This window comes from Pseudobacter sp. (assembly GCF_051955275.1).
GTDB lineage: Bacteria > Bacteroidota > Bacteroidia > Chitinophagales > Chitinophagaceae > Pseudobacter.
The window spans coordinates 1-14,621 of the sequence record NZ_JBQCGW010000190.1; the positions used below are offsets into that span (position 1 = coordinate 1).

A 14,621-nucleotide genomic window follows, 5' to 3' on the forward strand; every position below is an offset into this window, starting at 1 on the left:
AAGAAGTGATCGGTTTCACCACCACCTCAGCTTCCACTGCAAATCCATTATAGTTAGCATAGAATGGCTCGGGGATGATCACTTCATCACCTGGGTCCAGGCAGGCCATGAAACCGAAGATGATGGCTTCGGAGCCTCCGGTGGTAATGATGATCTGGTTGTGATTTACCTCAATACCCACCTTCTTGTAGTACTCAACCAGTTTACGGCGGTAGCTTTCGTTACCGGCACTGTGGCTGTATTCCAGTACTTTGAAATCGGCATGACGAACGGCATCCAGGATCTGCGGAGGCGTTTCAATATCCGGCTGCCCTATATTGAGGTGGTAAACTTTCGTTCCTTTCTTTTTAGCTGCTTCCGCAAAGGGAACCAGTTTACGGATGGGGGATGATGGCATGGTCTGGCCACGCTGGCTAATCGTTAACATGCGGCAAAGATAGGGTGATTGATTGCAAAAAAATGCGGGGTCTCCCATGTATTGTCAAAGACAACAGGAAGACCCCGCGCAAATGATGTAAAAGTCTATTTGGACTTGTTTCCTTTTTCTTTCTGATATTTTGCATAGTCCACTTCATTCAGCACTTCACCTGTGATACGCAGATCCAGGGGAGCATCGATACCGGCCACTTTGATAGTGATGGTTTTGTTGAAGGGCCCGAGTGCAGCTGCATTGAAACCGGCAGTGATCTTGTCAGCCTTGCCTTTTGCAATGGGAGCCTCCGGTTTTACGGGAGTAGTGCAACCGCAGGATGCAGTAGCAGCCTCAATTACAACCGGTTTATTAGCTATGTTGGTAAACGCGAAGTTGTATGTAACGGGCACACCTTGCTTGATCTTGCCAAAATCATGTACCAGTTCCTTGAACTTCACGGCATTTTCTGCTTTCTGTTGAGTGGGGGACTGGGCGAATGCTGTTGCTGATACGATAAACACACTGAGTGCCAGGAAAAGATGTTTCATACTCGATTGAATTTGATTATTGTCCGTTAATATTTTTTAATAAGGCGATCGACGCATTGACCGGGGCGGCTGTAACGGGTGATTTGTACACAGTGCCCGAGATCAGGAGCGTTTTAGATTGATTGTTGTTGTAAAGAATGGTGATTGACTTGTTGAAGTATCCTTCAGCAGCCGAATTATATCCCACTTTGATCTGTGCAGTGGCGCCCGGTTTAATCGGCTCCTTGCTCCATTCCGGAGTGGTACAACCGCAGGATGCCTGCACATTGGTCAATAACAAGGGAGTCTTGCCAGTGTTCACGATCTCAAAAATATGTGTTACGGGCCTTCCCTGAGGGATCTTGCCGAAGTCGAATCCGCTTTCTTTTACCTGCAGCACCTCAGCAGTATTGGCTGCTGCATTTGCCGGCGCCTGGGCCCGGGCGGATACTCCCAGGGTAACAACGAGGATAAGCGATAACAGGTTCTTAATCATAACCATCTGTATTTAGATATGGTAACGTATTCAAAATTACATTTTTAACGTCCTAACTGCCAATAAATTTCAGGGTTAATGACAATTTTTTAACATCTGCAAATTCTGACCGGTTTTGGATATAAAATACCTTCTTAATACCTACTTTTGACCCATGGAAAACGCCATACACAACCCATTGTTTGCCAACGAAAAATTATCGTTCGACAAGTTCCGTGAGGAAGTGCTGAACGACTACCGTATGGCCTGCGAAAGCAGGGAAGCCAGCCTTTTAGGCCGGAAAGAAGTACTCACCGGAAAGGCCAAATTCGGCATTTTCGGCGATGGTAAGGAAGTTGCCCAGATCGCAGCCTCCAAATTCTTCCGCAGAGGAGACTGGTTATCCGGCTATTATCGCGATCAAACTTTTGCTTTTGCCTCAAAACAGGCCACCGTTGAGGAGTTCTTTTCCCAGCTCTATGCTGATCCCGACACGGCCAACGATCCGCACAGCGGCGGCCGCCAGATGAATTCCCACTTCGCTACCCAAACGATTGCCGAAGACGGAGAGTTCCTTGACCTGGTGAACCGCAGGAATATCGCTGCCGGACTGGCACCCACTGCCGGACAAATGCCCCGTGCACTCGGCATGGCCCTCGCCTCCAAACTGTTCCGTAACTCAGGAGCCCTTCAGGACCTGCACCACCTCAGTAACGAAGGCAATGAGATCTGCTTCGCTACTATCGGTGATGCCTCCACGTCTGAAGGTCATTTCTGGGAAACCATCAATGCTGCCGGCGTGCAGCAGGTACCCCTCGCAGTTTTTGTGTGGGACGATGGATACGGCATCTCGGTTCCCAAAGAATTTCAAACCACCAAAGGCTCCATCTCCGAAGCACTCAAAGGCTTCCAGAAAAAAGATGGCACCAATGGATTCGATATTTATAAAGTACGCGCCTGGGATTATGCAGGCATGTGCGAAGTTTTTGAAACTGCCATCCAGAAGATCCGCGACACACATATCCCCGCCATCTTCCACGTGGAAGAGGTAACACAACCACAGGGACACTCCACTTCGGGTAGCCATGAGCGTTATAAGAGCCCCGAACGCCTGGAATGGGAGCGCGATTGGGATGGCAACAAGAAATTCCGCGAATGGATCCTGGAAAATGAACTCTGCACAGAAGAAGAACTGCACAATGTAGAGATCAGGTCCAAGGAAATGGTGCGCGACAGTAAGAACCGCGCCTGGGAAAAATATATCACCCCCATCAAAGAACAGGTTGCTGAAATAGTGGGCATGATCGATGAACTGATCAATGCCGGTCTTGACCAGCACGGGGAACTGTCGAAAGACAGGCAGGAACTCGCCTCCAACCGCGAGCCCATGCGCCGTGATATCCTGCACGTGATGCACAATGTATTGCTGCACACCGGCAAAGCGCCCGCTGCAGCAGCACTGCGCGCCAGGTACAATGAGCTCAAGGCTGAAGGCTATGAGATGTACGATTCCAAACTGTTCGACGAAAGCCCGAAGAGCCCACTACTCACCCAAACCACTCACCTGGACTACGCTTCCGATGCACCAACGGTAAACGGTTATGAAATCCTCAACCGCTATTTTGATTCGCTGTTCAGCAGCAATCCCAAAGTGGTGGCATTCGGAGAAGATATGGGTAAGATCGGAGATGTGAACCAGGGATTCGCCGGTCTCCAGGCCAAACACGGCATCGATCGTGTGTTCGACACCGGTATCCGCGAACTCACTATCATGGGACAGGGCATCGGCCTTGCTATGCGCGGGCTGCGTCCTATCGCTGAAATACAATATCTCGATTATCTCTTATACGGTCTGCAACCGCTCAGCGATGATGCAGCCACCCTGCACTGGCGCACCAAGGGTCGCCAAAGCTGCCCCATCATTGTGCGTACCCGTGGTCACAGGCTGGAAGGTATCTGGCATAGCGGCTCCCCGATGGGCATGATGATCAATTCCCTCCGCGGCATGCATATCTGCGTACCACGCAATATGGTGCAGGCAGCCGGTATGTACAATACCCTGCTGGAAGGTAATGATCCCGCCATTGTGGTGGAATGCCTCAACGGTTATCGCCTGAAGGAGAAGATGCCGGCCAACCTCATGGATTACACCGTGGCGCTGGGCGTTCCCGAGATCATCCGCGAGGGCAGCGATATCACCATCGTAAGTTATGGCTCCATGCTCCGCGTGATCCAGGAAGCAGCAGAAGTGCTGGCTAAACAGGGTATCAGCTGCGAGATCGTGGATGTGCAGACGCTCCTGCCTTTCGATACACACCATGCAATACTCGATAGTCTTAAAAAGACCAACCGTATCGTGTTCGTTGATGAAGATGTACCCGGCGGCGCCTGTGGTTTCATGTTCAATGAAGTGATGGAAAAACAGGGCGGTTACCGCTGGCTGGATGTGGCGCCACGCACCATCACGGCCAAGGCACACAGGCCCAGCTACGGAAGCGACGGCGATTATTTCAGCAAGCCCAACACAGAGGAGATCGTGGATGTGGTAACTGAAATGGTAAATGAATAAAATATACCTCGACATTATCGAGACCGGCGGTACCATCGCCTTTGGATTGTCAGGCGCATTCATGGCCATGGAAAAAAGGTTAGACCCTTTTGGAGTGATCATCATTACGTTTGTGACAGCCATCGGAGGTGGTACCGTTCGTGATATATTGATCGGCAAAACGCCGGTCACCTGGCTGCAGGACAATTCCACCACTCTGATAATCCTGTGCACCGCCCTTGCTGCCCTGCTCTTCGGCAAATACCTGCGCCAGCTGAGTAAGATCATGTTCTTCTTCGACTCACTCGGGCTCGGCCTGTTTACAGTGGTGGGGATCGAAAAGGGGCAGGAAGCCGGACTGAGCGGTCTTATCTGCGTGGCGCTCGGCACCACCACAGGCTGTTTCGGCGGTGTGATACGCGATGTGCTGCTCAACAATATTCCCCTCATTTTCAGGAAAGAGATTTACGCGTCAGCCTGCATAGCAGGTGGCATCCTGTACTTTGCCCTGAAGCAGACGGGCATCCTGGTGGAATACACTACCACCATTACCATTGTATTCATTGTGCTGATCCGCATCATTGCTGTGAGATATAAGATATCTTTGCCGGCGAGTTACAACAAATAATTCCACATGTTAACAGCAAAGGAGAGAAGATTCATCAAGTATTGGGAGGAACAGCGGGTAGGAGGGCAAAGACCTTACCTCACCCTATATATCATTGCCGGCACTTTTATTTCCACCCTTGTGGTATTCTTTTTATTCGCCATGCTGGGTATCGACCTGGAAGGTTATATCTGGATGGTGCCTGTGATCGGGTTTCTGACGGTGACAGGGATTTCAGTGGTGAGCTGGAAGAACAATGAGAAGAAGTTCAAAGGGATTATAAAGAGGGAGATGGAAGAGGGGATGAGCGCGAATGGGGGAGAAGTGGAAGGGAAATAAAAGACTGTCAAATGAAAATATACTCCTTTGACTTATTCCTTACTGAACATGCTCCTGGTAATTATGCTGAGGAGTATAAGACCAGGCGGAACGAAATGCTTGGCAAGTTTCCATTTTCCGTTCTTCTCGACGGCGCTTATTTTGAAACCGACAGTCTTGAAAAATGGATCAACCTGCATCTGGGACCTGGTCAGATCAATGCACTTTTTTACATCAAGACAGGCTATGATTTCGGATTTTCTGAATATTTCTTCCAGGATGAGGCAAATGCGGCAGCTGTCAGGAACGCAGTTCCCAATATTTACACAAGGCACAGGCATTCTGACGATCCTCCGGATATTATCTCCAAAAGCGACGGGTATGAGAGCTTTGTAGACTACGATCCCACTAACCCCAATAGCATTGTAATAGATGTTGATGACGAGTATTAAACTATTATTGTAATGATTATCAATAGTATAGGATGTTTTTTGCCTTTTTTGTTCGCTGATCGCGATTCGCGAACAGAAAGCGTTATATTTATGATATGAAATCACACAATGGGATGAGGCCTCAGGATATCGTCATCCTACTTAAAATACTTTGCCTTAAGGAACAGGAATGGCAGTACAGGGACCTGTCTGCTCAATTAAATATCAGCGTTTCTGAAATTGCAGAATCACTGAACCGAAGTCATATTGGTGGATTAATAGATCAGACCCGACGTAACGTTTATCATCAATCGATAATGGAGTTCATTGAACATGGATTGCATTACGTGTTTCCTCAGGTTCCAGGGACTTTTGTTACTGGCATTCCTACAGCTCACTCTCACAGTTATTTCAAAAAGCATTTTCAGTCTGAATTAAACTACGTATGGCCCGATGAAAACGGAACAATCAAGGGGCTATCTATTATTCCATTGCACAAAGGAGTACCTGCAGCTGTTCAGAGTGATGAAAAGCTTTACAGGTGGCTTGCTGCAATTGATATTATCAGAGTTGGTCGTGTCAGGGAAATAAAACTGGCATTGGATATGCTGAAGAAAGAGATATTGATATGAGTCTATACCAAAACATCATCCGGATAAAGGCTGTTTATAACGCCCTTGAAGAATTGGCCAGCGAAGTCGTGTTCGTTGGAGGAGCTACGGTAGCACTATATGCTGACCGGCCTGCAAATGAAGTCAGGCCTACTGATGATGTAGATATTCTCATTGAGATATTGAATTATTCCGGTTATGCTGACATTGAAAAAAAATTGAGGGCCAAAGGTTTTGAAAATGATGTTGAATCAGGAGTGATCTGCAGATATCGGGTAAATGGCATAGTAGTAGATGTTATGCCTACGGACGAAAGTATTTTAGGGTTTTCGAACAAGTGGTATCCGGATGGCTTCAAAACAGCAATGGATATTCAACTTGATGATAGTTATAAGGTAAAAATTTTTCAGCCAGCCTGGTTTGTTGCTTCAAAGTTAGAGGCGTTTAAAGGGCGCGGGGATAATGATGGAAGATTGAGCAGTGATTTTGAAGATATCATATTCGTGCTGAATTACAGGAGTGCAATCTGGCAAGAAATGGACAATGCACCTGCTCTGCTTAAAGAATACCTGCAGAAAGAGTTCAGAAAGTTGCTTTCAAATAATTATATCTACGAATGGATAGGCGTGCATCTTGATTTTGCTGAGCAGAAGAGGGTGCCTTTTATCATCGGAGGATTGCAGCAGATTTTCGGATGACCTTTCATTTTACATCTTAAAACAAAAACCTCCGGCAGCATCGCTACCGGAGGTTCTTTGCTTATAACAGTAATACTTATGCGAGGTTGTGGAATACTTTCTGAACATCCTCATCCTGTTCCAGCCTGTCAACCAGTTTCAGCACTTCCTGTGCCTGCTCTTCCCCTAATTCAACGGTTGTTCCGGGAATCCATTCCAATTCAGCGCTGATAGGAGTCAAGCCTTTTTCTTCGAGTGCTTTCTGCATATTGCCGAAATCGGTGAAGCCTACTCGCAGTACCAGCACGGTTTCGCCGTTCTCGCCGGTGCCTTCGCCCATTTCTTCCAGACCGAAGTCGATCAGTTCCAGCTCCAGGTCTTCCTGGCTCAGTCCCTGCGGATTCAGTTTGAACACCCCCATTTTCTTGAACTGGAAGGCTACGCTTCCGCTATTGCCGAGGGTGCCATTGCCTTTATTGAAATGAGATTTTACGTTGGCTACGGTACGTACGTGGTTGTCAGTGGCGGTTTCTACCAGCACGGCAACACCATGAGGTCCGTATCCTTCGTACAGGATCTCTTCATAGTTCTCCATTTCCTTACCGTTGGCGCGCTTGATGGCGGCTTCCACACGGTCCTTCGGCATGTTCACGCTCTTGGCGTTCTGCATGCAGCGGCGGAGTGCCGGGTTGGTGGCAGGATCAGGGCCACCGGCTTTAACGGCCATAACGATCTCTTTCCCGATCCGGCTGAATTGCTTCGCCATTTTGTCCCACCTGGCAAACATGGTGGACTTCCGAACTTCAAATATCCTACCCATATTGGTATAGATTGCTTGTTTCTGTTGATTAAACGGTTATCCTGAGCCTGCGCTCAGGGTTGCAAAAATAACCTTTGTATCCCTTATAAAAAAACGCTCCGGAATTCCGGAGCGTTTTTATGTATAAAGCTTTTGCAATTAAGACTTTCCAAGTTTGCTTCTGCTCTTACTGTAACCGAAGTAGATCACCAGACCGATAGCCATCCAGGCCAGGGCGGTGAGCTGCGTTACGTGGTCCAGCGAAATGATCATGGCTGAGCAAACCAGTACACCCATGGTAGATACGAAAGGCACAGCCGGCGTTTTGAACGGACGGGGTACATTCGGATCAGATTTTCTCATGATCCATACACCGGCGCTCACCAGGATGAAGGCAAACAGGGTACCGATACTGGTCAGGTCACCCGCCAGGTGGCCGGGAACGAAAGCAGCAAAGGCGCCCACGAATACGAACAGGATCAGGTTGCTCTTGTACGGGGTCCTGTACTTGGGGTGCAGGTCTGCAAACACTTTAGGCAGCAAACCGTCGTTACTCATGGAGTAGAACACGCGGCTCTGACCAAGCAGCATCACCAGGATCACAGAGCTGAATCCGGCCAGGATGGCAATGGATACGGCAGTAGCGAGCCACTGGTAGTTATGCATGTATGTTTCGATAGCGTAAGCAACAGAGGCTTCACGGCCAGACTTCTGGAAGTCGGTGAACGGAGCCACACCTGTGAGTACGTAAGAGAATAAGATGTAGAGAATGGTACAAACCACCAGTGATCCGAGGATACCGATAGGCATGTCCCTCTTTGGGTTCTTGGCTTCCTGGGCCGCAGTGGAAACCGCATCAAAGCCGATAAAGGCAAAGAATACGATGGCAGCGCCACGAAGTACCCCCCACCAGCCGTGGTTGAATTTGGGTGCGTAAGAATATTCAGAACCGTCCGGCAGGATCGCAGGCGGCTGATCGGCAGGGATGAAGAATGGCGTGTGGTTCTCAGGTTTGATGAACTGCCAGCCGATGGCGATGAAGATCAGTACGATCGCCACTTTTACGAATACGATGATTGCATTCACCCAGGCAGACTCTTCAGTACCCTTGATGAGGAGAAGGGACAGCAACAGGAGGATCAGCAGGGCAGGGGCATTGATGATACCAGTATGCAGCACACCGGCGGCGTCTACAGCAGACTCCAGCGGCGAGTGGCACCATTCATAGGGTATCGAGCCTCCCAGCAAGTTATTTAAGTATTCACTCCATGCAATAGATACGGTAGCGGCGCCCAGTGCATATTCGAGTACCAGTGCCCATCCGATGATCCAGGCAACCAGCTCACCCATGGTAGCATACGCGTAGGTGTAAGCACTACCGGCAATAGGGATCATAGAGGCGAACTCTGCATAACACAAACCGGCAAATGCGCAACCAACAGCCGCGATAATAAAGCTCACAGTTACCGCAGGCCCTGCGTGTCCGCCGGCAGCAGCAGCAGTTCTTACAAACAACCCGGCGCCAATGATTGCGCCAATGCCGAGTGCAACCAGGTTACCGGCTCCCAGGGTTCTTTTTAACCCTTTATCCGATTCGGCAGCCTGTGCCAGCAGAGCAGTTAATGATTTTTTACGGAACAAACTCATAACAGTCGGTTATCTATTTTTTGAAATGAAGAATGGGTTTAAGTTCTAAAAGATACAAGGCGGAAAGATAAGGATTTATTAATCTCCGCAAATTAAAAGATTTACCAACCCGGCCGGCCTGTACACGAGTGAGAATAAGGGTTTGCAAAAAATGCTTTTTATAGTTTAAGTATTATATTGCGGCAATTATTCACCAGACGACCAACATGAAAAAGAACAGGCTGACGATCTTTATATTGCTTGCTATGGTGCTTGGTATTGCTGCCGGGTATTCCATACACGAATATGCATCACCGGAATTCATCAAGCCTTTCTCCAAGAATATCAATCTGCTCGGCAAGATTTTTATCCGTCTGGTACAGATGATCATCGCACCCCTCGTATTCTGTACTCTGGTAGTGGGCATCGCTAAACTGGGTGATATGAAAGCAGTGGGCAGGGTAGGCGGCAAGGCCATCCTCTGGTTCATCTCCGCATCGCTCATGAGCCTCCTGCTCGGACTGGTGCTGGTAAATATCTTCCGCCCCGGTGATTACATCGATCTTTCCCAGGCTGATACCGAAGGCGTGAAAGACCTGATGAAGAACACTTCATCCTTCTCTCTCGAAAAGTTTGTAGAACATATCATCCCGCGCAGCGTCATAGAAGCGATGGCCACCAACGAAGTACTGCAGCTGGTGGTATTCTCCGTTTTCTTCGGCGTAGCCATGACTACCCTGGGCGATTATGCGAAACCACTGATCAAGGCACTGGACATCGTTTCCCATGTGATCCTCAAAATGGTGGCCTATGTGATGAATTTCGCGCCTCTGGGCGTATTTGGCGCACTCACCGCAGTAGTAGCCACCAAGGGATTAGGGATCTTCAGATTCTATATCGTTTACTTCCTGTTCTTCCTGCTGGGTATCTTTATCCTCTGGGTAATTTTACTGGGAGCAGGTACCCTGATCCTGGGCCCCAAACGGATGGCCGACCTGCTGAAAAGGATCGGCGGGCCACTGCTCATTGCCTTCAGCACCACCAGCAGTGAAGCCGTATTCCCCAAGCTCACTGAAGAGCTGGAAAAGTTCGGCTGCAAGAATAAGATCGTTTCTTTTGTACTGCCCCTCGGTTACTCTTTCAACCTCGATGGCAGTATGATGTATATGACCTTTGCAAGCCTTGCCATTGCACAGGCTTACAATGTACCCCTGGATCTCTCCACCCAGCTGACCATGCTGCTGGTGCTGATGATCACCAGTAAAGGGATTGCCGGTGTGCCGCGCGCATCACTGGTGATTGTACTGGCTACCTGCGCCATGTTCGGGATTCCGCCCGAAGGCGTAGCCATTATCCTTCCGATCGACCACTTCTGTGATATGTTCCGCAGCATGACCAACGTGATCGGGAATGCGCTGGCCACCAGTGTGGTGAGCAAATGGGAAGGCGAACTCGGTCCGGGCGAAAGCGGCGATACAGCACAGGCTTAAAACCTTTGCTTAAACAAATTCAAAGCATCTTATGCATCTGATCCTGTTAGATTTTAACTGGTCTCAACTGCTCCAACCGCAATTCTATATCGAGAACGGCGGCCTCTGGTTACTACTCTTTGTGGTGTTTGCAGAAACCGGTCTCTTTGCAGGCTTCTTCCTGCCCGGTGACTCCCTCTTATTTGTAGCCGGCATCTATGCACATGAGCTGAAACCCGGTGAACCAGGCATTACTCACCAGTTCCTCAAACTATTCGGACTGGGAGACGTAAGAAATGAATATGCAGACCTCTTCGTACTCTGGGCCCTGATCTCCGTCTGCGGTATCCTCGGAAATATGGTAGGATACTGGACCGGCAAAAAGATCGGCCCCGCCATGTACCACTGGAAAGACCGCTTCTTCTTTAAAAAGAAATTCCTTTATGATGCGCATGACTTCTACGAGAAGCACGGCGGCGGCGCCATTGTGGTTGCCCGCTTCCTGCCCATCATCCGCACTTTCGCTCCCATCATTGCCGGTATCGTGCAGATGGAAAAAAAGAAATTCAATTATTACAATATCGTCGGTTGCCTCGCCTGGGTATTCAGTATGCTCTTTGCAGGCCACTTCCTGCAGAAATGGATACTCGACTGGTTCCAGTTCGACCTGAAGGAACACCTGGAAGTGATTGTGATCGGTATCGTACTTGTAACCACTGCTCCCGTGATCTGGAAACTGTTTTTCAGTAAAAAGAAACCAAACGATCCACCCCAAACTCCTGCTTAAGTTCTATGCAATCGAAATCCAATTCTATCTTCAGCGTAACAGTGATAGTGGCTGCTCTCGGTTACTTTGTAGACATCTATGATCTTTTACTGTTCAGCATCATCCGCGTGGAAAGCCTTACCTCGCTGGGGCTTACCACAGAACAACTCACCACTGATGGAGAAAGCATCATCAGCTGGCAGATGGGCGGCCTCCTCATCGGCGGTATCCTCTGGGGAATGCTTGGTGATAAAAAAGGAAGGCTCAGCGTGCTGTTCGGTTCCATTATTCTTTATTCACTGGCCAATATTGCAAATGGACTGGTAACCAACGTTGACCAGTATGCGATGGTCCGTTTCATAGCCGGAATCGGTCTCGCCGGCGAGCTTGGCGCAGGCATCACCCTGGTTTCCGAGCTCACTCCCAAAGAGAAGCGAGGCATTGCCACCTCCATGGTGGCAGGCATTGGTCTCACCGGCGCCGTAGTGGCCTTCATAGTGAAAGAGAATTTCCACTGGCGTACCTGCTACTTCATCGGCGGCGGCCTCGGACTGGCGTTGCTGCTGCTCCGCATCTCCGTATTCGAATCCGGCATGTTCCATGAAGTGAAAAAGCTGAATGTGAAACGCGGGAATTTCTTCATGCTCTTTAATAACGGCGACCGCCTGAAAAGATATGTACTGGCCATCCTCATCGGCCTGCCCACCTGGTTTGTGATCGGGGTACTGGTAACCTTCTCCAAGGAATTTGCGAAGCATTTCGGTATAAAAGAAGAAGTGGACGCCGGCAAGGCCATCATGTTTGCCTATGCCGCCATTTCACTGGGAGATATTGTTGTAGGCTTTGTGAGCCAGTGGTTCAGAAGCCGCAAGAAAGCACTCTTCCTGTTTTATGGCATCACCATCTTCTTCATGGTACTTTACTTTACCATTCTCTGGGACAGCACTGCCAGCGCCATGTACTGGGTATGCGCCGGACTCGGCTTCGGTACGGGGTTCTGGGCCATTTTTGTAACGATGGGAGCGGAACAGTTCGGAACCAATCTACGCGCCACTGCAGCAACCACCATTCCGAATATGGTGCGCGGTCTGCTTGCCATTGCCATCCTGCCGCTCTTCAAATGGCTGCGCGGCATGGAAGGCGTAGGGTATGTTCAGGGCGGAATGTATGCTGCCATCATTCTGATGGCCGTAACTTTGACAGCCGCTGCTTTAACAAAAGAGACTTTCGGCAAAGACCTGAATTTTGTGGAAGAGTGATAAGGCCCTGGTAACAGGTCCTGCAATAATATTGAATCAATGAAGTTTCTGATCGTTCGATTTTCTTCTATCGGTGATATCGTTTTGACAACACCAGTTGTACGCTGCCTCAAAAAACAGGCCGTCACAGCTGAAGTGCATTTCCTTACCAAGAAATCATTCCTGCCGGTGCTTGCCGCCAATCCATATATCGATAAGATCCATACCATCGATAATAACCTGGATGAAATGATCGAAAATCTGGAAGAGGAAGATTTTGATTACGTGATAGACCTGCATCATAACCTGCGCACACTCCGCGTAAAGCGTGGTCTCGGCAAGCAGTCCTTCTCGTTCAGCAAACTGAATATCCAGAAATGGCTGCTCACCAGTTTCAAGATCAACCGTATGCCCGACGTGCATATCGTAGATCGTTATCTGGATACCCTGAAATCATTCCGCATCCGGAACGACGGTCAGGGGCTCGACTATTTCATTCCCGAAAAAGATCACATTAAAGAAGAAGATATTCCCACCTCCCATCATGCCGGTTATATCGGACTGGTGATAGGCGCCGCCCTCAACACAAAAAAGTATCCGCTTCACAAACTCAAAGAGCTGGTATCCATCATCGATCATCCCATCATTTTACTGGGCGGGAAAGAAGACCGTGAAGAAGGAGATGCCATTGCAGCTATTGATCCCATGAAGATCTACAATGCCTGTGGTAAATTCAATATCAATGAATCGGCCGACCTGGTCCGCAGGTCCAAATTGATCATCAGCAACGATACCGGCCTGATGCATATCGCATCCGCCTTCCGCAAGCCCATCATCTCGCTCTGGGGCAATACGGTTCCTGAGTTCGGCATGTATCCCTATTATCCCACCACCCTGACCAATAGTTTCGATATCATGGAGGTGAAGGGACTGAGCTGCCGCCCCTGCTCCAAGATCGGTTATGATAAATGCCCCAAAAAACATTTCAAATGCATGGAACTGATTACCGCTGAATCCATATACGGAAAAGTGAAAGAGAGATTGGGTAGAAGATAGGAGATGATTGACCTGTTTGTGTACGCACTCTCATGAAGCAGCATATCAGTTTTCAGAGTGAATACCCACCTTATTCCCTTCTGTATCCTCAAAATGTGCGAAGTAGCCGAAATCACTACCTACAGGAGTTTTAGGTAATAACACTTTGCCGCCTGCATTTTCCACCCTTGCCAGGATAATACTCAGATCCGGGTTTCCATTCAGGTAGATCAGTGTGCCTGTATTATCCGGAATGCATCCGTACCCCTGTGTGATACAGCCTGCGGGCTTCCCGTTCTGAAAAGGGAAATATCCCATCTTGTATGCGCCTGCATCTTCAGTTTCCATCCTGATATTCAGGACCTCTTCATAAAATTGTTTCGCCCTCTGAAAATCGGCGACCGGCAACTCAAACCAGTTCAGCATTTTTCCTGTCATACATTAGGCTTTGCTAATCCCCAAAATTTACACTTATTCCCGGCTTCTCATGCGAACAGGCCGATAATTATGATGAAGGCGGATTTTTGACGGCTGAAAGGAGATGAGGGGGAGGGAGCGAAGTCGGCTGTTGAGATTTGCCTGGTTGGCTGGGGGCGAGTGGGGGATGCTTATTGCAGACTGGGTATGTTTTACAGCCCGCAGAAACCACCCCTTGAAACCACCCATAAAAGAAAAAAGCGCATACCCTATGGCATGCGCTCCCAAAAAATATAGCACAAAGATTAAAGCGTCTTCAGCACGTCATTCATGCTTCTCACCGCTTCAGCGCTCTTATTGAAAAGAGCCTGCTCTTCTTCGTTCAATTTGAAATCAACGATCTTCTCCCATCCGTTGCGGCCGATTGTTACAGGCACACCCAGACAGATATCCTTCTGACCATACTCTCCCTCGAGAGATACGCAGCAGGTGAAGAGTTTCTTTTCATCGCGCACAATGCTTTCCACCAGCGCAGCTCCCGCAGCACCAGGTGCATACCATGCGGATGTACCGATCAGTTTAGTGAGGGTTGCACCACCAACCATGGTATCAGCAACAATCGTTTTCTGCTGCTCTTCGCTGAGGAAGTTGGTAACAGGAACACT

At 48.9% G+C, this 14,621-nt stretch carries 16 protein-coding genes and 1 pseudogene; 10 read left to right on the forward strand and 7 right to left on the reverse strand.

The features are described from left to right. The 3 genes from ACTHMC_RS16385 to ACTHMC_RS16395 form a co-directional block, all read right to left on the reverse strand. Positions 1-427: aminotransferase class I/II-fold pyridoxal phosphate-dependent enzyme (locus ACTHMC_RS16385; protein ID WP_440414629.1), on the reverse strand; the 427-nt coding region annotated here is incomplete at its 3' end. 95 nt (positions 428-522) lie between these two features. After that, entirely contained in the window at positions 523-960 is a 438-nt protein-coding gene (locus ACTHMC_RS16390) for a DUF1573 domain-containing protein (protein WP_440414631.1), read from the reverse strand. Between the two features lie 16 nt (positions 961-976). After that, positions 977-1,435 carry a DUF1573 domain-containing protein gene (locus ACTHMC_RS16395; RefSeq protein ID WP_440414633.1) on the reverse strand — a complete coding sequence of 153 codons (459 nt, stop codon included), beginning with the start codon at positions 1,433-1,435 and terminating at the stop codon, positions 977-979. A gap of 154 nt (positions 1,436-1,589) precedes the next feature. Between ACTHMC_RS16395 and ACTHMC_RS16400 the strand changes: the two genes are divergently transcribed. The 6 genes from ACTHMC_RS16400 (at position 1,590) to ACTHMC_RS16425 (ending at position 6,627) form a co-directional block, all read left to right on the forward strand. Further along, positions 1,590-3,983, forward strand: coding sequence for an alpha-ketoacid dehydrogenase subunit alpha/beta (locus ACTHMC_RS16400; protein ID WP_440414635.1), 2,394 nt, complete (start codon positions 1,590-1,592; stop codon positions 3,981-3,983). Further along, positions 3,976-4,590: a trimeric intracellular cation channel family protein gene (locus tag ACTHMC_RS16405; protein ID WP_440414637.1), complete on the forward strand. Its 615-nt coding sequence runs from the start codon at positions 3,976-3,978 to the stop codon at positions 4,588-4,590. The genes ACTHMC_RS16400 and ACTHMC_RS16405 overlap by 8 nt, the downstream gene beginning before the upstream one ends. A gap of 6 nt (positions 4,591-4,596) precedes the next feature. Continuing rightward, positions 4,597-4,908, forward strand: coding sequence for a hypothetical protein (locus ACTHMC_RS16410; protein WP_440414639.1), 312 nt, complete (start codon positions 4,597-4,599; stop codon positions 4,906-4,908). A gap of 11 nt (positions 4,909-4,919) precedes the next feature. After that, complete coding sequence (locus ACTHMC_RS16415) at positions 4,920-5,339, forward strand: hypothetical protein (protein WP_440414641.1); 420 nt, start codon at positions 4,920-4,922, stop codon at positions 5,337-5,339. Positions 5,340-5,434: 95 nt separating this feature from the next. Further along, positions 5,435-5,950: a hypothetical protein gene (locus ACTHMC_RS16420; RefSeq protein ID WP_440414643.1), complete on the forward strand. Its 516-nt coding sequence runs from the start codon at positions 5,435-5,437 to the stop codon at positions 5,948-5,950. Continuing rightward, entirely contained in the window at positions 5,947-6,627 is a 681-nt protein-coding gene (locus tag ACTHMC_RS16425) for a hypothetical protein (RefSeq protein ID WP_440414645.1), read from the forward strand. The genes ACTHMC_RS16420 and ACTHMC_RS16425 overlap by 4 nt, the downstream gene beginning before the upstream one ends. A gap of 76 nt (positions 6,628-6,703) precedes the next feature. Here ACTHMC_RS16425 and ACTHMC_RS16430 read toward each other — a convergent pair whose 3' ends face one another. Then, positions 6,704-7,426 carry a YebC/PmpR family DNA-binding transcriptional regulator gene (locus tag ACTHMC_RS16430; protein WP_440414647.1) on the reverse strand — a complete coding sequence of 241 codons (723 nt, stop codon included), beginning with the start codon at positions 7,424-7,426 and terminating at the stop codon, positions 6,704-6,706. Between the two features lie 138 nt (positions 7,427-7,564). Next, on the reverse strand, positions 7,565-9,052 hold the full coding sequence (locus ACTHMC_RS16435; protein WP_440414649.1) for an amino acid permease: 1,488 nt from the start codon (positions 9,050-9,052) through the stop codon (positions 7,565-7,567). A 206-nt stretch (positions 9,053-9,258) separates the two neighbouring features. Here ACTHMC_RS16435 and ACTHMC_RS16440 point away from each other — a divergent pair, with 206 nt between their 5' ends. From ACTHMC_RS16440 to ACTHMC_RS16455, 4 genes are read left to right on the forward strand one after another with little or no spacing between them, the layout of a single operon-like run. Continuing rightward, positions 9,259-10,521, forward strand: coding sequence for a dicarboxylate/amino acid:cation symporter (locus ACTHMC_RS16440; protein WP_440414651.1), 1,263 nt, complete (start codon positions 9,259-9,261; stop codon positions 10,519-10,521). 31 nt (positions 10,522-10,552) lie between these two features. Further along, a complete protein-coding gene (locus tag ACTHMC_RS16445; RefSeq protein WP_440414653.1) occupies positions 10,553-11,287 on the forward strand; it encodes a DedA family protein in 735 nt (244 codons plus the stop codon). 5 nt (positions 11,288-11,292) lie between these two features. Then, positions 11,293-12,525, forward strand: a complete 1,233-nt coding sequence (locus ACTHMC_RS16450) for an MFS transporter (protein WP_440414655.1) — start codon at positions 11,293-11,295, stop codon at positions 12,523-12,525. 39 nt (positions 12,526-12,564) lie between these two features. Continuing rightward, complete coding sequence (locus ACTHMC_RS16455; RefSeq protein WP_440414657.1) at positions 12,565-13,560, forward strand: glycosyltransferase family 9 protein; 996 nt, start codon at positions 12,565-12,567, stop codon at positions 13,558-13,560. A 45-nt stretch (positions 13,561-13,605) separates the two neighbouring features. Here the strand turns inward: ACTHMC_RS16455 and ACTHMC_RS16460 are convergent, their stop codons facing one another. Both ACTHMC_RS16460 and ACTHMC_RS16465 read right to left on the reverse strand, forming a co-directional pair. Then, positions 13,606-13,977 carry a VOC family protein gene (locus ACTHMC_RS16460; RefSeq protein ID WP_440414658.1) on the reverse strand — a complete coding sequence of 124 codons (372 nt, stop codon included), beginning with the start codon at positions 13,975-13,977 and terminating at the stop codon, positions 13,606-13,608. A gap of 284 nt (positions 13,978-14,261) precedes the next feature. Next, a pseudogene (locus tag ACTHMC_RS16465) lies at positions 14,262-14,621 on the reverse strand (malate dehydrogenase); the annotation flags it as partial.